Annotated in this window: 19 protein-coding genes and 1 riboswitch; of the genes, 15 read left to right on the forward strand and 4 right to left on the reverse strand. The window is 56.7% G+C overall.

What is annotated here, in order from left to right:
• The first annotated feature begins 216 nt into the window (after positions 1–216).
• The 3 genes from SK3146_RS25635 to SK3146_RS25645 all read left to right on the forward strand — a co-directional run bounded on the left by SK3146_RS25635 (position 217) and on the right by SK3146_RS25645 (position 3,460).
• Complete coding sequence (locus tag SK3146_RS25635; RefSeq protein WP_249861428.1) at positions 217–1,170, forward strand: helix-turn-helix transcriptional regulator; 954 nt, start codon at positions 217–219, stop codon at positions 1,168–1,170.
• 147 nt (positions 1,171–1,317) lie between these two features.
• Positions 1,318–2,196, forward strand: coding sequence for a hypothetical protein (locus tag SK3146_RS25640; RefSeq protein WP_249861429.1), 879 nt, complete (start codon positions 1,318–1,320; stop codon positions 2,194–2,196).
• 490 nt (positions 2,197–2,686) lie between these two features.
• Positions 2,687–3,460 (forward strand): Cof-type HAD-IIB family hydrolase, encoded by a 774-nt coding sequence (locus tag SK3146_RS25645; RefSeq protein WP_249861430.1) that lies wholly within the window; start codon positions 2,687–2,689, stop codon positions 3,458–3,460.
• Positions 3,461–3,733: 273 nt separating this feature from the next.
• Here the strand turns inward: SK3146_RS25645 and SK3146_RS25650 are convergent, their stop codons facing one another.
• Positions 3,734–3,925: a small acid-soluble spore protein H gene (locus SK3146_RS25650; protein WP_249866439.1), complete on the reverse strand. Its 192-nt coding sequence runs from the start codon at positions 3,923–3,925 to the stop codon at positions 3,734–3,736.
• 351 nt (positions 3,926–4,276) lie between these two features.
• On the opposite strand from SK3146_RS25650, the gene SK3146_RS25655 reads away from it, so the two are divergent.
• Positions 4,277–5,497, forward strand: a complete 1,221-nt coding sequence (locus tag SK3146_RS25655; protein ID WP_349655164.1) for an MFS transporter — start codon at positions 4,277–4,279, stop codon at positions 5,495–5,497.
• A 660-nt stretch (positions 5,498–6,157) separates the two neighbouring features.
• Here the strand turns inward: SK3146_RS25655 and SK3146_RS25660 are convergent.
• A complete protein-coding gene (locus tag SK3146_RS25660; RefSeq protein ID WP_249861432.1) occupies positions 6,158–6,313 on the reverse strand; it encodes a DUF1540 domain-containing protein in 156 nt (51 codons plus the stop codon).
• A 523-nt stretch (positions 6,314–6,836) separates the two neighbouring features.
• A riboswitch (cobalamin riboswitch) is annotated at positions 6,837–7,037 on the forward strand.
• Positions 7,038–7,190: 153 nt separating this feature from the next.
• Here SK3146_RS25660 and SK3146_RS25665 point away from each other — a divergent pair.
• The 10 genes from SK3146_RS25665 to SK3146_RS25710 all read left to right on the forward strand — a co-directional run bounded on the left by SK3146_RS25665 (position 7,191) and on the right by SK3146_RS25710 (position 17,280).
• Positions 7,191–7,472 carry a (2Fe-2S) ferredoxin domain-containing protein gene (locus SK3146_RS25665; RefSeq protein WP_434006822.1) on the forward strand — a complete coding sequence of 94 codons (282 nt, stop codon included), beginning with the start codon at positions 7,191–7,193 and terminating at the stop codon, positions 7,470–7,472.
• 145 nt (positions 7,473–7,617) lie between these two features.
• Positions 7,618–9,198: an ABC transporter substrate-binding protein gene (locus SK3146_RS25670; RefSeq protein WP_249861433.1), complete on the forward strand. Its 1,581-nt coding sequence runs from the start codon at positions 7,618–7,620 to the stop codon at positions 9,196–9,198.
• Position 9,199: 1 nt separating this feature from the next.
• Positions 9,200–10,141: a nickel ABC transporter permease gene (gene nikB, locus SK3146_RS25675; protein ID WP_249861434.1), complete on the forward strand. Its 942-nt coding sequence runs from the start codon at positions 9,200–9,202 to the stop codon at positions 10,139–10,141.
• On the forward strand, positions 10,138–11,061 hold the full coding sequence (locus SK3146_RS25680; protein WP_249861435.1) for an ABC transporter permease: 924 nt from the start codon (positions 10,138–10,140) through the stop codon (positions 11,059–11,061). The genes nikB and SK3146_RS25680 overlap by 4 nt, the downstream gene beginning before the upstream one ends.
• A 72-nt stretch (positions 11,062–11,133) precedes the next feature.
• Entirely contained in the window at positions 11,134–12,192 is a 1,059-nt protein-coding gene (locus SK3146_RS25685) for an ABC transporter ATP-binding protein (protein ID WP_249861436.1), read from the forward strand.
• Positions 12,119–12,889, forward strand: a complete 771-nt coding sequence (locus SK3146_RS25690; protein WP_249861437.1) for an ATP-binding cassette domain-containing protein — start codon at positions 12,119–12,121, stop codon at positions 12,887–12,889. The genes SK3146_RS25685 and SK3146_RS25690 overlap by 74 nt, the downstream gene beginning before the upstream one ends.
• 280 nt (positions 12,890–13,169) lie before the next feature.
• On the forward strand, positions 13,170–14,693 hold the full coding sequence (locus SK3146_RS25695) for a spore germination protein (RefSeq protein WP_249861438.1): 1,524 nt from the start codon (positions 13,170–13,172) through the stop codon (positions 14,691–14,693).
• Positions 14,694–14,716: 23 nt separating this feature from the next.
• On the forward strand, positions 14,717–15,916 hold the full coding sequence (locus tag SK3146_RS25700) for a Ger(x)C family spore germination protein (RefSeq protein WP_249861439.1): 1,200 nt from the start codon (positions 14,717–14,719) through the stop codon (positions 15,914–15,916).
• A 7-nt stretch (positions 15,917–15,923) separates the two neighbouring features.
• The gene (locus SK3146_RS25705; protein WP_249861440.1) at positions 15,924–16,154 is read left to right on the forward strand and encodes a hypothetical protein; all 231 of its coding nucleotides are present in this window, start codon (positions 15,924–15,926) and stop codon (positions 16,152–16,154) included.
• Positions 16,155–16,170: 16 nt separating this feature from the next.
• Positions 16,171–17,280, forward strand: a complete 1,110-nt coding sequence (locus SK3146_RS25710; protein ID WP_249861441.1) for a GerAB/ArcD/ProY family transporter — start codon at positions 16,171–16,173, stop codon at positions 17,278–17,280.
• A gap of 101 nt (positions 17,281–17,381) precedes the next feature.
• On the opposite strand, the gene SK3146_RS25715 is transcribed toward SK3146_RS25710, so the two are convergent.
• The gene (locus SK3146_RS25715; RefSeq protein ID WP_249861442.1) at positions 17,382–18,266 is read right to left on the reverse strand and encodes a helix-turn-helix transcriptional regulator; all 885 of its coding nucleotides are present in this window, start codon (positions 18,264–18,266) and stop codon (positions 17,382–17,384) included.
• Between the two features lie 130 nt (positions 18,267–18,396).
• Between SK3146_RS25715 and SK3146_RS25720 the strand changes: the two genes are divergently transcribed.
• Positions 18,397–20,799, forward strand: a complete 2,403-nt coding sequence (locus SK3146_RS25720; protein ID WP_249861443.1) for a hypothetical protein — start codon at positions 18,397–18,399, stop codon at positions 20,797–20,799.
• A gap of 91 nt (positions 20,800–20,890) precedes the next feature.
• Here SK3146_RS25720 and SK3146_RS25725 read toward each other — a convergent pair whose 3' ends face one another.
• Positions 20,891–21,937 (reverse strand): glycoside hydrolase family 88/105 protein, encoded by a 1,047-nt coding sequence (locus SK3146_RS25725; protein WP_249861444.1) that lies wholly within the window; start codon positions 21,935–21,937, stop codon positions 20,891–20,893.
• Positions 21,938–22,004: the final 67 nt, after the last annotated feature.

Below are 22,004 nucleotides of genomic sequence, written 5' to 3' on the forward strand. Positions count from 1 at the left end.
CGTTGAATCCCTCTCTTTCGACGCCGATCAGCCAATCGATGTCTCCGTTTTCTCTGGCAATGTCCCGTCGAGCGATACCGCGATGTACAGCACGACTTTCCTTTTAAGTAACCCGACTTCAATAGCAATGTAACAAACCGAATATGACAACCGCTGACATATTGATATGGTACAATGAAAAATATAGAAGCTAACAAGCAAGGAGGGAGCTCGGCCTTGAGAGCGGATCGATTGCTGTCCATTTTGTTATTGCTGCAAAACCATGGAAGAATGACGTCGCGGGAGCTGGCGGAAAAGCTGGAGGTGTCGGAGCGGACGATCTTCCGCGACATGGAGGCACTTAGCTCGGCGGGCATTCCGGTGTATGCCGAGCGCGGCTCCGGGGGAGGCTGGGCTTTGACGGAAGGCTACCGAACGGATTTGACGGGAATGAAGACGGAGGAGATTTTCTCGCTGCTGCTGTCCATTCCTTCCAGCCTGCTCGATGACCTCGGAATAAAGGGCGACTTCGAAGCCGCCTTCCAGAAATTGTTGGCGGCGTCGCCGGACGCAATCCGGGAAAACGCCGAATGGGTAAGGCAGCGGATTCATATAGACGGCGCGGGCTGGCATCAATCGCACGAATCGTTCGAGCATCTTCGCACGGTGCAGGAAGCGGTGTGGGAGGAACGCAAGCTGTATTTACAATACCGCAAGGAAGATGCGATCGCGGAGCGCACCGTGCATCCGCTCGGGATCGTCGCCAAACGGAATATTTGGTATTTGGTCGCCGAAACGGACGGAGATATGCGCACGTACCGGATCTCCCGTCTTGCCTGCGCCCGTAAGCTGGAGGAGCGGTTCGAGCGCCCGGAGGGGTTCGATCTGGAGACGTATTGGGAACAATCTACGGAGCGGTTCAAGAGAGCGCTACCCAAGTACCCTGCGCGGGTTCGCGTCAACGAAAGGCTGCGTGCGCGCATCGGTCGAGAGCGTTATGCCAAAATTAGCGGCGGCCAGGAAGAAGCGGAGGACGGCTGGCTGGAGCTCGACGTTGAATTCGAAACGCTCGAATCCGCCTGCGAAATCATTCTCAGCTACGGCCCGCACGCGGAGGTGTTGTCGCCGCTGGAACTAAGGATGAAAGTCGTAGAAGAAGTGAAAGCGATCGCGGCGGTCTACGGAATGTGAAGCTGCGGCCCGGCGAATAGCGCCGTCTTTGCGCGCGGAACATGGCCCGCTTAACGTCGGCACCGGTCGCAATTTCTTCGTCTTCAATTCCGTTCATGGAATGCAGCCGGGCGCGCTCGTGAACATGGCGGAGGCCGCGCGTCGGCGATGTCATCATGGCGCATCATTTTAGTTGCTTTAGGGAAAGGAGCTGAACGGCACTTGCAGCCTGTGCACACTCGCGGCGGCGGCAGGGCGTCCCGGCCGCATCTGCTTACGGTCGGTGCGATGGCGGCGATGGCCGCCGTGATCGACCTGATCGTCCACCAAGCGCTCGGCCATGGCTTGGCCGCGCTGCTGCTGGACGCCGGCCCGCTGCGGCTGACGGGCCTGGACGCCGCCTATGCAAGCGACGGGCTCGCTCCCGCCGCGCGGCGGACGCTCGCCGCAGCCGGAGCGGCGGCGAATATCGCCTTCGGCCTCGCGGTGATGCTCGTCCAGCGCGCATATCGCCCGAAGCGGCCGCATGTCCGCTACGGCTTCTGGCTGCTCGGCCATACGAATATGTATATGGCCGGCGGCTGCATGACGGCGTTCGCCTTCGCGCAGCGCGGCGACGTCGGGGCTTTCCTGAGCGGCCTGGAGCCGCCGCTCCTGCTAATGGCCAGGGCCGGCTTCGCCGCGCTCGGCCTAGCCGTCTGCTTGTCCGCGCTGCTGCATGGCGCGCGGACGCTGGAGCCGTTCGCAGCGGGTTCCCGCGCTGCGGTCAGACGGACCGCCGTTCGCCTGGCGGTCCTGCCTTACGCCGTGATCGCGGCGATGGCGCTGCTCGGCGGGGCGCTGCACGGCGCCGGGGGCGGCCTGGCGGAGCAAGCGGCGTACTCCTTGTGGGCGAGCCAATGGTATCTGCTGCTCACCCCTCTCGCGGTCAGGCCAGCCGAGGAGAAGCGCCCGCTCGTTCCGGGACGTTCGGCGCCGCTCATCGCCATGGGCATTGCGGCGGTGATTGCGTATATCGTTTTTCTGGCTCCCGGCCTGCCGTTCTAACCGTTATAGTGCCGAAGGGAGGGGGCGGCCAACCGCATTCATGCTGCCGGTAATCGTTCTCTCGCTGTCTGGAATCGGCACCGAAGCTGCCGACCGACGATGGAAATGAAGCGCTGCCGCTTGCGGGAATGGAGGCTAACGGACACAGCTGCAGTTATTTCGTTAGGATCGGCTGCTTTTCAACGGCAGCGGACACCACAGTGCTTATTGACTCCCATTTGTTACTGAATTATATATTTTTAGTCAAATAACTGCGCTTATGTCCGTTACAACTCCAAAAGCTTGATATTCGTGTACATAGAGGCCGCTGCGTCCGTTAGATTTTTCTCGGTGCTGTACGGCGATGCAGAACAGCCCGAGCAGCCCGAACAGCCCGTGGGGACACAACCCCGGCGAGTTTGCTCATCCTGCAGATCCGCAGTCCGTGCAGCCCCACAAACGGGAGGCCTTCTGTTATAATGAAGCAGAAAGAAAGGATGGGGTGGCAGAGATGATCAAATTGGTAGCATTCGACGTGGACGGTACGCTGCGCGACCGGGACTACTTGCCCGACTCTACGCGGGCCGCATTGCAGAAGCTGAAGGAACGGGGCGTCGCGCTGGCCCTATGCACGGGACGGAGCGAGTACGAGATGGAATCGCTTCGCAAGGAGCTCGGCATCGATTGGGCGATTACGTGCAATGGCAGCCATATCGGATACCGCGGCAAAACTGTCTTCGGCAGCGCTTTTCCGAAGGATACGGTGCGCCGTTGGCTGGAAGAAGCCGAGCGGCTGAAGCATACATTTTTGCTGTACGGTTCGGAGCTGATGTTCATGAACCGCGAGGAAGATCCTCATTTTCGCCAAAGCCAGCGGGAAATCGGCTTTATGGAGCCGGTAACGCTGCCTTCTCCGGAAGAGGTTCCCGATATATATCAATGTATCGTATTTTGCGAGGAGCATGAAGAAGGCGTCTACACCGGGGGACGGAAGGACGCGTATTATATACACCGTTGGCGGCCCTGGGCCGTCGATATTAACCCTACCGGCATGAACAAAGCCGTAGGTCTACGCAAGCTGATGGACCATCTGGGGCTTCAGCCCGAAGAAGTCGCCGCGTTCGGCGACGGCCACAACGACTTTGAAATGATCGAGCTGGCAGGCAGCGGCATTGCCATGGGCAACGGCTCGGACGAGCTGAAGGCCAAAGCCCGTTATGTGACCCGGACGCTGCAAGATGGCGGTATCGCCTATGCGGTAGATCAATGGATTTTACCGGCTTAGGCCGGCAGGGGAGTCAAGCGCGAACAACCCGAGAGGATAAGAACTCGAGGTCATACCTCGCAATAAAGGAAGGAGCAGGCTGCCTATTATGCAGCTGCTCCTTTTTGACATTGCGGCAGGCAGCATGTTCAAGGCTCCCGCAATGCGCCTGAATCCGCTTTAGAAGCCAAGGGGCCTGCTTGCGGCCAGATTGGGACCCGCTAGGCAGCCCATCCGCTTCCTTGCGATTAGCCGGAGGTTTTACCGCATGCGGCAGGTTTGCGGCAGCGGCTCTCAGCCTTGGGTTTGCTGCTCGGTCAGACTCGCTAACGAAACTTCCCGCTCTTGTTCGGGACTGTTCAAAGGATAAATGCGCGCCGTTCCGTTATCTTCGAATACCTGCTGAATATAGACCGGAACTCCGTCGCAAGTAACATTGGCCATCACCGGAGAAGCGGCTATTTCTTGCGCTCGCTGCATATTCATCATTTCATACCTCCATAAAGAATATCGTCCCAAACGGGCTGCTATTTAGTATGCGCAGCTTGCAGACGGTTTATTTTCTTTGGACGAAACGGAGGGGAAACCGGGGGCGGCGGAAAAAACAGCCTTAATCATTTTCTCCCCGATAAAGGTGAACGGTGCGTGGTACAATGGTTCACGGAAGTTTAGCGAGGTTTCTACGGCGGCTTTCCTGGGAATAACGATGAAGCTGAGGTTAATTTTAACACTCAGCAACCTTTTAGCGGCAAGCCTCGTTTAAGATTACGCGCAGCTACAGTTTTTTTGTAACCGCAAGAAAGGATGAGAGCATAGATGACTTCTGCTTCGCAAGGGATGGGGGCATTATTTGGCAACAGGTTCGTACAGGCGATCCTGTTATCCGGATTATTTCTGCAGATCGGCATTTGGGTCCGGAATTTCGCCGTCCTGTTATTCGTCATGGATCAGACGGGCGGCGATCCGTTCGCCGTATCGATGATTTCCGTAGCGGAATTTGCGCCGATCTTTATATTTTCGTTTATAGGAGGCACGTTTGCCGACCGCTGGAAGCCGAAGCGGACGATGGTATGGTGCGATGTGTTGAGCGCGGTTTCCGTATTCGCTGTTTTACTCACGCTTGTGTTTGCGACATGGAAGGCGGTCTTTTTCGCGACGCTCGTTTCCGCCATTTTATCGCAGTTTTCGCAGCCGTCCGGGATGCGCCTGTTTAAAACGCATGTGCCCGGCGAGCTCATTCAGATGGGGATGTCCATTTATCAGACGATGTTCGCCCTGTTTATGGTGCTGGGACCTATTCTCGGGACATTTGTTTACCAGCATTACGGGATTCAGACGGCTATTTTCATTATGGGGGTCGCGTTTTTGCTGTCCGCCGCCGTTCTGTTGTTTCTTCCCGCCGACCCGGCGCCGTCCGAGAATAAGCCGGTTACCAGGCTGAAAGAAGAGATGGCCGCCGGCTTCAGGTACGTTCTCTCCAAGCAGGTGCTGAGCACGCTCGGCGGCTGTTTCTTGACGGCCGGTCTGGCGCTCGGCTTGATCCAGCCGTTAGGCGTGTTTCTGGTGACCGAGCGGCTTGGCTTGCCCAAGGAAAATATTCAATGGCTGATGACCGCCAACGGGGTGGCGATGATCATCGGCGGCGTTCTTGCGATGACCATGTCCAAAAGCTTCAAGCCGCAGACGATGCTGGTCATCGGGATGATCGTAAGCGCGGCCGGCATGGTGGTAACCGGCTTGTCGACGTCCTTGTGGCTGACGCTCGGCGCGCAATTTGTTTCCGGCTTGGTGCTCCCGGCGATTCAGATCGGCATTAATACGATGATTCTGAGCAATACGGAAGAATCGTATGTAGGCCGGGTCAACGGGATTCTCAGTCCGCTCTTTATGGGCGGAATGGTGTTGACGATGAGCATGTCAGGTTGGCTGAAAAGCATGTTTCATATCGTAGCTATGTACGAAACGGCTGCCGTTTTGTTCGTCATCGGTGTTCTGGTCATGCTGCCTTTGTACCGTGGCGGAGTGCGGAGCGAGGCCGGTTCGCCCGGAGAGGCGTAACACCCGGTGAAATGTAGAGCGACCGCCCGGATTCATATTCCGGGCGGTTTTTAAGCTGGGCGGGTACAGACAAGAGACCTCCCCAGTATAGCTTTCAGGGAAGAATACCCAAGAACGTTCGGCGCCGATAGCCGGCGTTTAGCGGAGGGCATTCTCCGTTACCTGCGGATTAGAGGTTATCTTTGCGGAAATACGGATGAGCGCTGCCACAAAATTCGTCTTTTTCGCAGTACGAAATCGAATGTTGGTAGACTGGCACGCAATGGTGGCGGTTAACAACCTCAACCGGATGAATGACTTGAACGAGTTGCGGGTGATAAAAGTTTCTTACTATTCTGCGCGGATCAGTAATAATCGGATCCGCTGGCGGGCAACAATGTCTATGCGAACGATATGCCATTACCTATCAGCTCCTCTCATGATCTGAGATAGTATACGACGATCGCCGGCCGGCGGCTTGTGCCCTTGCCTAATTTATACAGAAACATAAATCGTCCGGTACAGGCACCGGCGCGGACTTCAAGCAGGAAAAAATGCTGCGGGAAGAGGGGAACGAGCGCATAATTATCGGCTGATAATAATTATCATTATTGGCTATACTGTATTTGAGCAAGCAAAAAGACAGCCCATATCCCGATAGGCTGCCTTTCCGAAAAAAAATTAGATCTTCGATTCAAACGTTTTGCAGTCGGTTTCCGCCGAGTTTCTGGCTTTATCGTTGTGATTGCTGACTACATAAATAGAAGAAGCGTTGCACTGATTGCCTGCAGCCCAATACTTACAGGAGTTGACTTCGCACATTACGTCTCTCGCCATGGATTCTCACCTCCTTATCTAACTAGCATGGGCAAATCAGGCACGGTTTTATACTCCGCGCCCGGCTAAATCCGGGCTTTTTTGCTGTTTAGGAAATGAAGCGCAGCCATATCCTGTGGATATCCGGGTTCTCCCCGAAAGTAAAGTCTACCCTAGAACGATCCCAGAGGAAGGGTTAGACGCCGATCCAGCTTAGGCTGGATGCGGACGGAATAAGCTTCAGAGCATCACGTCACTACCCTGGAAATTACTCTTGGTACCCCATTTCCATTGTCTGTGGTGCCGCGTAGCGGCATGGATGGCTTTTGGGCGATTTGTTCCCGTACCAGCATGCGTAAAAACGCGGTGAAAAAATGACGGTTAAGCAAGCGGAAAACTTTTTTTGCTCTCTGTTGTCCTCTCCCGTTGTTGACAAAAGACGCCGCTGCTTATATATTAATAGTAATAATTACTATTAGTTACTATCAGTTTCGTGTTGTATAAAACCGTATATTCGTGTATCATCAGTGTTGTTTAACGACAATTACACATCGTGGGAATGGGTGTTCCGGTAAATACCGGAGCTTAATAGGGAAGTTCGGTGCAACACCGACGCGGTCCCGCCACTGTAACGGAGTAGTCCAAGCGAACATGTCACTGATCCAGGTAATCGAACCGGATCGGGAAGGCCGCTGCCGACGTATGATTCCGGAGCCAGGAGACCTGCCTGTTCTGACAGCACTGCTTTGACCTACGGGAGATGGGGAAGTGTTAAGACGGCCGTCATGCGTCCACAGGGACTGTTACGGGCATCTTTACCTTATTTTCTATCGGGTGAAGATGCCTTTTTTTGGTATGCGTTGCAGATTGCGAATCGGGAAGAAGGAGGAATGCGGTTATGGCAACCTGGGATTTATCGCAAACGAGTCATCATGTACTGATTTGCAACGGGGGCAGCTGCTCCCGCAAAGATGCTGACGCGGTGACGTTGGCGATTCGCGAGGAGATTACAGCGCATGGAGCGGACGACCGGATTCATACGACCCGGACGCAGTGCAACGGCCGCTGCGAGGACGCTTGCGTCGTGACGGTTTACCCGCAAGGCGTCTGGTATAAAGAGATTACCCCGGATATAGGCAAAGCGATCGTCAGAGAGCATCTGATCGGGGCAATCCGCTAACCAGCCGTGCCGTTTACGGCTATGCAGACGGAGTTTTTACTCCGACCGGACACGGAACGCCCGGCCTGCTGAAGACGGAAGCCGCCCGCAGGAAGGCAAAGCAGTAATGTAAAGATGAATTCAAGAAGAAGGATGGCAAACGAACATGTTGAAAAAAACGTACTTATTATCAATCTTATGGCTGTGCATCATGATCGGTCTGCTGGGCTGCAGCGCAGGAGCGCCGCAAGCGCAGCAGACCCCGGAAGCCGCATCCGCTGCGGCGAATCAAGGCGAAGTCGTGCTGGCCGCTCCCCGCGATTTGGCTCCGGGGCCTCAGGATGCGTACTACACGAGCCTGATTCTTTATGTGTGGGAGCCGCTGGTGGCATCGGGTGAAGACGGGCAGCCTGCGCCGAAGCTGGCGACATCATGGACGATGTCGGCGGACGGCAAGGAATGGACGTTCAAGCTGCGCGACGGCGTCCAATTCCATGATGGAGAGAAGGTGAACGCGGATGCCGTGATCGCTAACTTCAACCGGTATAAGCAGGTAAGCCCTAAGAGCTCTCCTTTTTACACGCTGGATGTGAAAAGCGCCTATCCGGGTCTTCAGGATGTGGTCAAAGTGGACGAGATGACTTTCAAGCTTGTCTTCGATAATCCGCAGCCGACACTGCTGTATTCGATGGTCAATTTTGCCAGTCCGATCTATAGCCCCAAAAATTTCGATGAAAAAGGCGACTTCAACGGATTGCCTCAAGGAACGGGCCCGTTCAAGCTGATCGAGCATCAAAAGGATCAATTCGACCTGCTCGAAGCTTATGACGGGTATTATGGCGACAAGGCCAAGACGAAGCGCATCCGCGTTCGCGTCATTCCAGATCCGGACACGAGGCTTGCGGCGCTCAAGTCCGGGGAAATTATGGGCGTTATGGATTTGGGAGCCCTTCCGCCGGCTCTGGCCAAAGAATTGCTCAAGGACGACCGCTTCGAGGTGTCCGCTACGAAATCGACGATTTCCCACTACATTCACCCGAACGGGAAAAAGCCGCCATTTGACAATCCGAAGATGCGTCAGGCGCTCAGTCTTGCGATCGATCGCGAGCAGCTGGTCAAGGAGCTGTACTTGGGATACCCGACATCTACCGTCAACATTTTGAATGTCACGTCGCCGTTCTATAAGGAGATCAGGCCGGAGTATAATTTGCCGGAAGCGAAAAAGCTTGCGGCCGAGGCGCTTGGAGGCGGCAGTCAAAAAATCGATCTGATCGTCCCTACATACGGTCTGGACCGTTATCCGTACAAAGCCCAGGCCGAGCTGCTGCAATCGGTGCTGAAGGAGCTGAATCTGGACGCGAACATCCGCATTCTCGACGGCGCGGCCTTCAAGGAAGCCCAATCGAAGGGGGACTTCGATCTCGCGCTCGCTACGCAAGGCCTGCCGAACGGCGACCCGTATACGATCTTCACCAACTACTTGTCGAGCGCCGGTTCCAGCAATAAAAGCTACAGCCTCGGCTACAAGAACGACCGGATCGACGGGCTGCTGAACCAGGCCAAAACGACGCTGGGCATGGATGAGCGCAAAGCGATTTACAACGAGATTCAAACGATTGCGGCACAGGATTTGCCGACGATCCCATTATTCAACGATGCGAGTTTGATCGCGTATAACAAGAAAATTAAAGGCTACAAGGCGACGGTCTACGGAACGACGCTGGCTCAGCTGGAGTGGGCTCAGTAAAATGGCTTATCTGATTCGCCGCATCGCGGCTGCCATTCCTATCCTGATCGGCATCTCTCTTGTCGCCTTCGTCCTCAGCGCAGCGTCCCCAGGCGATCCCGCCGTTGAAGCGTTGACTCAAAACGGTGTGAAGGAGCCTTCCGAGCAGGAGATCGCAGCGATGCGCGAACAGCTGGGACTGAACGATCCGTTCGCCGTGCAGTACGGCCGCTGGCTGTTCAAAGCGGTGCAGGGGGATCTGGGTACCTCGTATATGACCAAGGAATCGGTCAGCGCGGAGATCGTCCGCAGACTGCCGGTTACGCTGAGCGTATCGCTGCTGGCCGTCCTGTTTGCGGCGGGCGGCGGCATACCTCTCGGCATGCTGATGGCGCTTAAGAAAAACGGCCCGCTCGATCACGTCGGACGAGCCGTCGCCCTGATCGTCGTCTCGGTGCCGGGGTTTTGGCTGGCGATTCTGCTGATTACGCTGTTTTCGGAGAAGCTGCATTGGCTGCCGACCAGCGGCTACGGCAGCTTGCGGCATCTCATTATGCCGGCCGTCGTGCTGGCTTCCGGGACGAGCGCCGTCTTGATGCGTTTGACACGCGCTTCGCTGCTGGAAGTTTGGAATCATAACTACATCTTGACGGCTAAAGCCAAAGGACTGCATGACGCGCTTATTATGCTGAGGCATGCGCTGCGCAACGCGCTTATTCCTCTCGTTACCGTGTTAGGAACGTATTTCGGCGCCATTCTGGGCGGCTCGGTCATCGTGGAAGTGATCTTTGCGCTGCCGGGCATCGGCAGATTCGCCATCGACGGCATTTTCCGCAGAGATTATCCGGTTATTCAAGGCTATGTCGTTTTCACGGGCGTCGTCTACGTCGCCTTCAACTTGCTGGTGGACTTCTCCTATGTGCTGATCCATCCGCAAATGCGGTTAGGAGGGAAGCTGCGATGAAGCCGAATTTTGGCCAGGACAAGCCGTCCGTTCACGCGTCTTCTCCGCAAGGGGAGTCGACGCCGTTACCGTCTGTCTCCCGGCGGTCGGCCGGAAGCTTGCTTACGGTGCCGAACGTCATCGCCCTATCGATTCTTGCCGTTATAGTGCTGGGCAGCTTGCTGGCCCCGCTGATTGCGCCCTATGACCCGAACCGGGTGAACATGGCCGAGCGGCTCGCCCCGTTAACTTCGGAGCACCTGCTCGGAACCGATACGCTCGGGAGGGATGTATTCAGCCGCATCTTGTACGGCGGGCGCGTCAGCATTCTCCTCGCGCTGGCGGTGACGGCCGCCACGATGCTGATCGGTCTCGTTGTCGGCACGGCGGCCGGCTATTTCGGCGGTTGGATCGACGATACGATACAGGCCGTCATTCATATTTTTCAAGGGCTGCCGGGGCTCAGCCTGATGATTGCGATAGCGGGCACGCTGGGGCCGGGCGTGCAGAGCATATTCATTGCGCTCATTCTGACATCCTGGGCGGATTTCTCGAGGGTTGTCCGCGGGGAAGCGATGAAGCTGCGCGAAGAGGCCTACGTTGAAGGCATCCGCGTACTGGGAGCCGGACACGCTTATATTTTGGCGAGGCATATCGTTCCGAATATGCTCGGGCCTTTGACCGTGCTGTTTACGGTGCGCATCGGGCGGGTGATTCTGTCCATCGCCTCGCTCAGCTTTCTAGGACTCGGGCTGCAGCCCCCGACGCCGGACTGGGGCGTGATGGTGAACGACGCGAGACCGTATTTCCGCAGTTATTTTCACCTTATTCTCGCGCCGGGCTTGTGCATCGCCGCGGTATCCTTCTCGATCAACTGGCTGGGAGACGGTCTTAGGGATTGGCTGGACAGCAAAAACTCCAATGAACAATCGTTACTGTAATCAAGAAGACCGGCATGGCCTATGCGCCGCCTGCTATTTGAAAATGACTATGAAATGCGGGAGATGAGGAAGGTGAGCGATACGCAGCCGCTGCTCAGCCTGCACGATGTGCGGGCGTCGTTTCGCACTCCCAACGGCATCGTACATGCGGTTCGCGGAGTGTCGATGGAGCTGAAGCAGGGACAAATTTACGGGCTGATCGGAGAAACGGGCAGCGGCAAGTCGGTGCTCGGACTGACGATCCCAGGGTTGCTTCCGGCCGAGGCAGAAGTGTCGGGGAGCATCGTCTACAAGGGCCAAAGTCTGCTGGAGCTGGACCCGCGCTCCAGACGCAAGCTGCGCGGGCGGGACATTGCGCTGATTCCGCAAAACCCGGCGTCGTCTTTGAACCCGGTGCTGTCGATCGGGTATCAGCTGCTGGAAGCGATCCGGCTGTACGGACGGATCGGGCGCAAGGAAGCGCGCGAGCAGGCAATCGGCCTGCTGGAGGAGCTCGGCTTGCCCGAGCCCCGGAGGCAGCTGCGCGCGTATCCGTTCCAGCTGAGCGGCGGCATGAAGCAGCGGGTGCTGGCGGCGATCGGCACCGCAGGCGCGCCGTCGCTGCTGATTGCGGACGAGCCGACCAAAGGGCTCGACGCCGTCGTCCGCAATCAGGTGGCGAGCTTGCTGCGCGCCGCCGCCCGCCGCACGGGCGCGGCGATGCTCGTCATCACGCATGATTTGCACGTCGCGCGGGCGCTGTGCGACCGGATCGGCGTCATGTACGCCGGGCAAATCGTGGAGGAAGCCGCGGCGGCGGAGCTGTTCGTCTCGCCCCGCCATCCTTATACGCGGGGCCTCCTCGGATCGCTGCCGGGCCGGGGAATGGCCGCCATTCCGGGAGCGAGTCCGAGCTTGACGGAGATGCTGCCCGGATGTGCCTTCCACCCGCGCTGCGGCGAGCGGCTTGCGTTATGTGCGGCCGCGCAGCCCCAGCTACAGGCGATTGCCATGAGACAGGACGGGGGCCGCAAGGGGGAAGCGGATTCGGCCGGATGCAAAGCGAGGTGTTTTCTGTATGATTCGGGTCGAGCATCTGAGCAAACGGTTTCGGAGCGGACGATGGAGCCGGCGAGCGTCCCTGGCCGTTGACGGGGTATCGCTCCATATCGCCAAGGGCGAGACGCTGGGACTTGTCGGGGAGAGCGGCTGCGGGAAGTCGACGCTTTCCCGACTGATCATGAAGCTTGCGGAGGCCGACGAAGGAGACATTTATTTCGACGGCCGCCGGATAACGGGACTCGGCATGAAGGAGATGAGGCCGCTGCGCCGACAAATGCAGATGATCTTTCAGCATCCCGATTCCGCGCTCAATCCCCGGCAGACGCTGCTCGACAGTCTGCTCGAACCGGTCCGCCTGCACCGGACGATGGACCGGGAAGCGGGCATGGCCAAAGCGTTGGAGCTCTTGGAGCTGGTCGGTCTAAGCAGCGGCATCCTGCTGCGCTACCCCCATCAAATTAGCGGAGGGCAAATCCAGCGGATTGTGATCGCCCGCGCTTTGATGCTGAATCCGGCGTTTCTGGTGCTGGACGAGCCGACCTCGATGCTCGACGTATCGGTGCAGGCGCAAGTTATCGAGCTGCTGCGGCAAGTGCAGCAAACGTTCTCCATGACCTATCTGTTTATTTCCCACGATCTGGAGCTTGTCCGCTGCGTAAGCGACCGGATCGCCGTCATGCGCAGCGGGCAAATCGTCGAAACCGGCGGCAGCGGACAGCTGATGGAAGATCCGCAGCATCCGTATACCCGCAAGCTGGTCGACGCTTTTCGGGCGCTGCGTTATTGAACGCAGCGCCGACGCCCTTCTTGTCCTGCGCCTACGCGCAGCGGGCGTTCCAGGTCGGCACGCCGGATGAATCTATGGAACCGAAGTCGCCGCTCTTCTATGGAAGGGCGGTTTTTTGCCGTTCGGCAGAGCTTCCAATCGCTTGGCGTTTCGTATAAAACCCCGTTGATAAATAACAGGCAATCGGCTCATACTAACGATACCCTATATTTTCCGGTCCAGGATACAGACCCCTGCGAAGGGATATTCTGAAGATCGACGATACCCGAGGTACATTCCGATGAACTCTACGCAACGACCAGCAACGACAGCGGATCAAGCCGGTCTGCAGCCCGATCTTTCAGCCAGCCTTACCTCCATCCTGACGGCGCTGGGACACAGCGAAGATTTGATCGTGAAGGAAATCGCGTATGGCGAAGGAGAAAGCTGCAGCCGGGTTGCCCTGCTCTACATAGACGGACTCGTCGACAATATGCTGCTTCATACGACCGTCATTGAGCCTCTTATGGCGTTAAAGAGAGGTGGAATGCCGTTACCGGGCGTTTCTGGGCTGCTGCCGTTCCTTAGGGACGATGTGCTCGCCGCCGGCCATATCAGCGTGCTGGACAGTATGGACTCGCTCTTTGACGCGGTGCTGTCGGGAGATGCGGTCGTGCTGATCGACCGCTCGCCCGCCGGTCTGCGAATTTCCGTTACCGGAGGAGAGGAGCGCAGCGTAAGCGAGCCGACCCAGCAGACGGTTGTGCGGGGACCGATGGAGGCGTTTACGGAGAGCATCCGTACGAATACATCCCTGATTCGGCGCAAGATTAAGGACCCGAACCTATGGCTGGAATGCAAGACGATCGGCACGGTGACGAAGACGAACGTTTGCGTGATGTTCGTCCACGGCGTCGCCGACGAGCGGATGATAGACGAGGTCCGCAAGCGGCTCGACGCTATCATGATTGACGGAGTGTTGGAGGGTGGGTATATCGAGGAGTTTATCCAGGATAAAGGATATACCCCGTTTCCTACGGTTTACAATACGGAACGGCCGGATACGGTGGCAGCGGCGCTGCTGGAAGGGCGGGCGGCCATTCTGGTGGACGGGACTCCTTTCGTGATGCTCGTTCCCGCGTTGTTCGTCCATTTCTTTCAATCGGCGGAAGACTATTATCAGAGGGCGGATATTAGCACGCTGCTGCGGATGATCCGGTATTTGTCCTTTTTTATATCCATGCTGGCCCCGTCTTTTTACATTGCCGTTACGACCTTTCATCAGGAGATGCTGCCTACAAGCCTGCTTATCAATTTGGCTGCGCAGCGGGAAGGCGTTCCGTTTCCGGCTTTTATCGAGGCGCTGCTGATGGAGACGACCTATGAGATTTTACGGGAGGCGGGGGTCAGGATGCCGCGTACGGTCGGGCAGGCCGTATCCATCGTAGGCACGCTCGTTATCGGACAGGCGGCGGTGGAAGCGGGGGTTGTCTCTGCGGCGATGGTTATTCTCGTTTCCATTACCGCCATCTCAAGCTATGTCATCCCCGCTGTGAACATGTCGATCTCGGTTCGGATGATCCGATTCCTATTGATGGGATTGTCGGCGACGTTCGGATTGTATGGCATTCTTGTCGGTATACTCGGGCTTGTGATCCATTTATCCGGTTTGTATTCTTTCGGCATCCCGTACATGAGTCCGTTCGGCCCTTTTATACTCAAGGATCAGAAGGATTCGTTATTCCGGCTGAGATGGCCCCGCCTCAACCTGCGTCCGCGCCTGCTCAACCGGAACAATCCGGTTCGCCAAAAGTCGAATCCATAAAGAGAGCGGAAGGAGATGTCCACATGAAACGGCTTGCCGCGGCGGCGCTCGCTTCCATACTGCTGCTGTCGCTCACAACCGGCTGCTGGAACCGCAGGGAATTGAATACGCTCGGCATCCAGCTCGGCACGGCCATCGATAAAAAGGGCGATCAGGTGCAAGTCGCCGTGCAGGTCGTCGAGCCTTCCGCGATAGCCGCCAAGGTAGGGAGCAACGATCTGGCGCCCGTTGTGATGTATAAAGCGACGGCGCCGACGGTGTTTCAAGCGTTCCGTAAAATGACCGAGGTCAGTCCGCGTAAAGTGTACGCGGCGCATATACGAGTTCTGGTGCTGTCGGAGGAGCTGGCCAAAGACGGCGTGGGCAAAGCGCTGGACCTGTTGTTCCGGGACTCGGAATCAAGGACGGATTTTTACGTTATGGTGGCCAAAGAAAGCAAGGCCGAAGACGTGCTCAAAATATTGACGCCGCTGGAGAAAATTCCCGCGAACAAGCTGTACAACTCTCTCGAAACGTCGTCCAAAGCTTGGGCGCCGACAACGACCTTCACGCTCGACCAATTTATCGAACAGCTCGTCTCCGAAGGGATGAATCCCGTATTGACCGGCATTGTCGTCAAAGGAAACCGGCAGCTCGGGGAAACCAAACGCAACGTCGAACAAATCGAGCCGGAAGCCAGATTGGAATATTCCACCTTGGCGGTATTCAAGAAGGATAAGCTGATCGGCTGGCTGGATGAGGAAGAAAGCCGCGGGTACAACTACATTATGAACAATGTGAAAAGCACGGTAGGCAGCGTGCGGTGTCCGGACGGGGGCAAAATCGACCTGGAGTCGATACGGGCCCAAAGTACGATTAAAGGAAGCGTCGTGAACGGGGAGCCGGTTATCGATATTTCGGTGAAGGGCGAATCGAATATCGGCAATGTCGAATGTAAGATCGACATCGAAAATCCGGAAACAATGCAGATGCTGCAGCGGGAAGCGGAGCAGGCGCTGGTCAAGCGGATGAAACAAACAGTGAAGGTGGCCCAAAGCAAATATAAAGTAGATATGTTCGGCTTCGGGCAGGCGATTTACAGATCGAATCCCCAAGAGTGGAAAAAGCTAAAGGACAACTGGACGGAACGGTTTCCGAAGGTCAAAGTCAATTATAAAGCGAAGGTGCTGCTGCGCAAGCTGGGAACGACCGGAAATTCATTTCTGAACGATGTGAAGGAGTGACGGATTCATGATCCAAACCATCTCGCTGCTGGCAGCCGTGCTGCTCGCCGCTATTCTGCAGCTTCCTCCGTTAATCCGCAAAGGCTGGTTTCGGGAGGCGGCGGTCTTCTCCGTCTTGCTGGCGCTGGGAACGTTATGCAGCGTAGCGGCGGTGAGGCTGATCGACGTGCCGAGCCCGCTGATCGTCTTGAAAATCGTGTATGATCCTATCAGCCGTTTGTTTTTTCCTACATCCTGAATAAAAGGTGAGCGCCATGCTTAGTAACGGCAAAATCAGCATACAGCAGTTGGCGGTTCTCGTTATTTTGGTTACGGTCGGAGACTCGATTCTGATTCTCCCGTCCATTACGACGAACGCGGCCAAGCAGGACGCCTGGCTGTCCGGAATCATCGGGATTGCCGGCGGTCTTATCGTCCTTGCGATCGCGCTATATGCGAGCAGCCTGAAGCCCGAGTTCACTTACGTCGAATTCACCCGGTTTCTCCTCGGAAGCTGGGCCGGCGGGGCCGTGTCGCTGCTCTATTTGCTTTATTGTTTGTTTAATGCGGCAGCCTTGCTAAGGGAAATCGGGGATTTCATTACTACGGAGATGATTCCGGAGACGCCGGAGCGGGCCGTCCATTTCATTCTGATCCTAGTTCTGCTTTATGCGCTGGTAAGAGGAATTGAGGCGGTGGCGAGAGCGGGAGAAATTTTGCTGCCCTGGTTCGGCTTGTTCATCGTGGCGCTGATCATTTTGCTGCTGCCGCAAGCCAAATTCGTCAAACTGCTCCCGATCATGGGGGACGGGGTCGCGCCTGTGCTGCGGGGAGCGGTTTACGTCGCGTCGTATCCGTTTGCGGAGCTGTCCAGCTTGCTGATGATTCTTCCGTACGTCAAGCGGGGGAAGCATATGCGCAAAGATTTTATGCTCGCCGCCTTGATCGGCGGGATCTGCGTCGTCTCGGTCATCTTTGTCAGCGTCGTTGTGCTCGGTTCCTATATTACTGCCCATCAAGTGTATCCGGCTTACGGATTAGCCAAGAAAATTAGCATCGGGCATTTTCTGGAACGGCTGGAGGCGTTGCTGGCGATCGTGTGGATTATATCGACTTTTTTCAAATGCACGTTATTTTGCTATGCGTTCAGCTGGGGGACGGTACAGCTGTTCAACCTGCGCAGCCAACGATTTCTGCTGATTCCGTTCGGTCTGCTCCTATTCGGGCTGGCCTACTGCCTGTCTCCGAATTTGACCTTCTACAACGAATTGCTAGAGCATCATTGGCTCTTCTGGGATTTGACGATGATGCTTGCCATACCGCTGCTGCTGGTCTCCGTGTATTTCGCAAGAAGACCCCGGCTGCGCGGGTCCTCATCCAGATAAAGGCCTGGGAATCCTCTCGGTTCTGTTTTTCCGTCGGCCGGCGTCTGCGTACGGAACGCGGCCGGCTTATTTGGCGTCGGCGGACGAAGACGGCGCGCCCGCTACCGGCGGCTCATCTGTTTGCGGTAATCGCGCGGGGTCATCCCTTCCAGCATTTTGAACGTTTGTCCGAAATGGGCCAGCGTATTGAAGCCGACGCGGCTGGCGATTTCGGCGATGGAATATTCGGTGAGGGCCAGCTCTCGCTTGGATTGGCGGATGCGGGTATAAATCAAATATTCCGAAATGGTAACGCCGGTCGTTTCCTTAAACAGATGGCATAAATAGTAAGGGCTTACATAAATCATCTCGGCCAGCTGCTTCAGCTTGATCGGCTCGCTGTACCGTTCGGATAAATAGCGGATCACCTGCTCGACTCTCGAATTGACCGAGCTGCGCGGTATAGGGGACGCGCCTTCGGATGCCTGGCTTCGAATCAAACGGGCGATTTCCAAAAGCAGCTCGTTTAAGCAGAGGGAGCAGCCGATTTCGAAAAAGTCCGCCCGCTTGCGATTTTCTTCTTCCATCCGCGTCAGCAGCGCGTTTATCTTCACCAGCGTTTCGCCGGATACGCGCAGGTGACGGCGGGTCCAATCCGAACCGGTATGGAATAACTCCAAAAATGGAGGGGCAGCCTGGGGCAGCAGCAGCTCCGGCAAAAAATTGACGACGCTTCGCGAGCAGTCTACTCCCAGGCTGGGCGCGCTTTTGTGAGACTCGAACTCGGAGATGAGCAAGATGTCGCCTCCGGCAAGAGGAAAGATCCGATCCTCAATAAGAAAATTGCCGGAGCCCTGTTGAAAAATATAGATTTCATATCCCGGATGCGCATGAAAATCCATATAAAAATGTTTGTCCGTAGCGCGATGCTTAATAAAAAAAGGACGCATCCGCAGCCGTTCCTCCACTTCGTAAATCCGCAGCCTCTGATCCTGGCCGTTCGGCATCGTACTGTCAGCCCCTTCCGCAAATTTCTCTATACCTATAACTTACCTGGAGTTCAAAATGAACGCAATATATTGATAAATAAGGGCAATGCGGCGAAAGATTCGCTGCTCGCTTCCTGTTACAATGGGGATGACCGGTCGAAAGAAGGAAGAGAGTATGCCTTTCATCAGCAAAGGTGCGACGCTGGCGGCGAGCGTCGGCTTGACCGCCGTTCTGGCTGTCGCCATATGGTTCTATTACGGGAAGGGGAATCCTGCGAGCATGAATGCGCCTGACTATAAGTCTTATGTTATCTCGACCTACGAGGAGCTGACCCGCAACCTCAACTACGATGCGATGCGCAAGCGGCTGAACGATCCGCGCAGGCTTGCCTTCTTTGCCGCGATGGCGGCCGATATGCACAAGCTGACTGGCAATGCCAAGTATGCGGAGCAAGCGGAGAAGACATTCCGCGTGCTGATGGATGAATGGCGGCGCAATCCCGAATTGTACCGAAAGCACGACAATCCTTTTTTTGTTGCGGAGCCGCTGCTTCATGCGTATGCGTATCTCCAATCGGCGGGGAAGCTTGAAGACGGCGACGAGGAGCTGCTGCGCGCGTATTTGCCTTATGCCAACGCCCGTCAAATGACAGATAATAATCAAGGCCTGTCCCGGGCGGTCGGAGCCGCCGAAGCGCTGAGATTGTTTCCGGACCATCCGGACGCCGCCAAATGGAAAGCCAATATCGATGAGCTCTGGAATTATTGGTATGCGAACAAGGACTTAAACGAGAACGCCGGGCATTACAATGCCATCGGGTTAAGCGCGGTCATCCGTTTGGCGGAGCTGACGGGAAGGACGCAGCAGCTGCAAAACGGCGAAGCTCGCAGCATGTTCGAACGTTACCGCGATCAGCTGTCGCCTTCGGGAGCCGTTCCGGAATACGGCGACGATTATTTCGGCAGCGAATGGCAGGCATGGATCTATGTGTTTGAAGCGGCGGCGCGGATGTACGACGATTCGTCATTTTTGGAAGCAGCCTGGAAAACGTTCGCTTTCCATTCAAAGAACTACCCGCTTCGTTATGCTCCCGGCTCCTTCGACGACAATCTGTGGTCGGTAGTCATTTTGTACCCGCTGGCCGAGGTTCTGTCGCTGCCCGAGACGAGCCTCGGAGCAAGCGGGGCGGAAGCCGGCAGCTTGGTGACGCGGCGCAACGAACCGGGTCGTCCGGGAACGCCGGATAAGCTGATCCTCGGAGCGGACCGCGCGCCCGGAACGCCTTACGTCATGAGCGAGCTGTACGGAAGGGGCTACCATTCCCATACGAACCGGATCGGAGCGCTGCTGTATTACGAGGCGGGCGGTATTCCGCTGTTCCACGGCTTGACCAGACATAACCGTTCGGCCACCGACGCTAACATCGTTGCGCTGCTGCCGCCCGACGAGCCGTACCCCGCTGCGGTCTCTGCGCCCGAGCCGGGGGTATGGCAGCATGAATCGATCCCCGTGCGCGGTCTGATCGCGGGATCGATGCTGGATCAGGAGAGCTTTACGCTCGACGCGATCACGCTTCGTCTGGCGGCGAATAAGCCGTATACGTTCGCTATCGACCATTTGCGGCTGGAAGGGCCGGCCGGCGTCAAGGTGATCGACGATTTCGAAACATTGGCTCAGTGGGAACGCGCCGACCGGCCTTACTCGCTAGGGACGAATGCCGTGGAAGGCAATCATGCGCTGCACGTACGCGTCAAGCCGGGCGCCAGCTTGTTTTACAGAAACAAAGGCTATCGGACGACGTTTAGCCTGCAAGATTATACGACGATCAAATACGATTGGACTTACATCGCTGCGGAGCGGACGGACATCGACTTCATCTTCCGCGTTACGGTGAATCCGACAGACAGCGTTCCGGTTGATGTTGATTTCTATCCGTCGGATACGAATCTGGTTCCGCTGCTGAAGCAGGCCGAAGCGGAGTCCCGCCGCAAGGACAGCTACGGGCTCATCCGTCTGGACGAATATTATACGTTCGACAGCAAGCTGACCCGGCAAATGGTGCTTACGGAAGAAGGAGCATTGATCTTGGTCGACGAGCTGCTGCCGGGCCCGCTGGCGTCCGGGTATACGGCCGGCCCGCTATGGAATTTGTATTCTCTGGAAGCGCAAGGACCGAACTGGTTCGACTCGCCGGGAGAGGCGAGAAGCTGGTATAAGCCGGACGGAACGGAAGCATCCGCCGCCCCGTCGCTGCTCGTGTATTACGCGCCGGGGGAAGGGAGGACCTTCGGCGCTGTGAACGTGCCGATGAACGGCGGAATGAAGCCGTATACGACCTTCGCCCGGCAGACGGTCGCTTCCGGGAGCAAGGTGCGCTTCGTCACCTTGCTGATTCCGCACGGCTCAGGCGAAACCGCTGCCGAGATAGCGGCTTCGATCCGGGTCGATGACAGGCCGGAGGAGACGCTGGCGGAATTTACGCGCTCCGGCCGGACAGTGCGGGTGAGCATCGGCGGCTCTGGTATGTGGAGCGTCGAGAGAGTTCAATAACATAAAACATGCAACGGCCTAGTCGCAATAAGCGATTGGGCCGTTTGTTTACTGTCTTCCGGGCAATGAAGCTCATTGATGCCCTTACGACTTATGCGTATTCCGACAGCAGCATCAGCGCCAAGCCTTGTCCGTACAGCGTATCCTTGAACGGAATGAGGTTATAGTCCTCCAAGCTTTCCTTCACGGGGGTGCCTCCGGATACTCCGATCACTCTGCCCGCTTCATCGATCCTGCCGATGATCGCCATAGCGGTGCGGTCCGCCGCTTCGCGGTGCTTCCCGTCGAGCAGCCCGCATTCGATGGCCCTTATGATGCCTGCGGCAATTCCGGCGCTCCCCGAAGTCTCCTCGTAGAAGTCGGGCCGGTCCAAAACCGTATGCCACAAGCCCCGTTCATTCTGGTAATCGAGCAAGGCCGTCATAAGCCGGACGTATCGTTCGCTTAAGCCGGCCGGAATATCGGCGAGACCGGCGACGCTCTGTATGATGCAAGGGAAGCCCAGCGCGACCCAAGCGTTGGCCCGGGTCCATCTCGCCCCCGACATATGATGGCGTTCCCCGCAGTTCCAGCCATGGAACAGCACGCCGGTTGCATCGTCCTGCAAAAGACGCAGATGCAGCTCCAATTGACGCAGCGCCTCTTGCGCATAGGCTGCGGAGCCCAGCATTCCGGCAGCTTGCGCGAGGAACAAAACGGCCATATAGACCGTATCGGCCCATACTTGCTCCGGGAAAGCGGCTGGTTCCGTGACGGTATGCTCGAAGGCTCCTTCCCGCGTACGGGGCGCTTGGTCCATCAGCCATTGAGCGGTTGCGCGGACGCTTTCCGTATAGCTGTCGTCGGGCGCGACGCTGTGCAGCGCGGGCAGCAGGGCGAACGGCGCCGTGGAATTGACGGTTCTATGAACGCATGATTTTCCGAGATTACGGGCTGTCCAGCCGGTTAAATAACGGAGCGCGTCCCGGCTGCCGGTTTTTTCAAAATAGCGCCAAATCGCAAGGACTCCGACCCCGGGTATCCAATCCCACAGATCGATATTCATTCGGTTATCCGCCGATGAGCCGGAAATCATGAATGCGTAGACGGAAGCGGCCTTGGCGCGGGCAAATTCGGAAGAAATAGCTTGTGCTTGCAAATGCAGTCCCTCCATGATCAAGATGCTTACCCCACCTATTATATAAGACCGGCGGCGCGCATACTTT

The sequence above is a fragment of the Paenibacillus konkukensis genome (assembly GCF_023523925.1).
GTDB classification, from domain to species: domain Bacteria; phylum Bacillota; class Bacilli; order Paenibacillales; family NBRC-103111; genus Paenibacillus_S; species Paenibacillus_S doosanensis.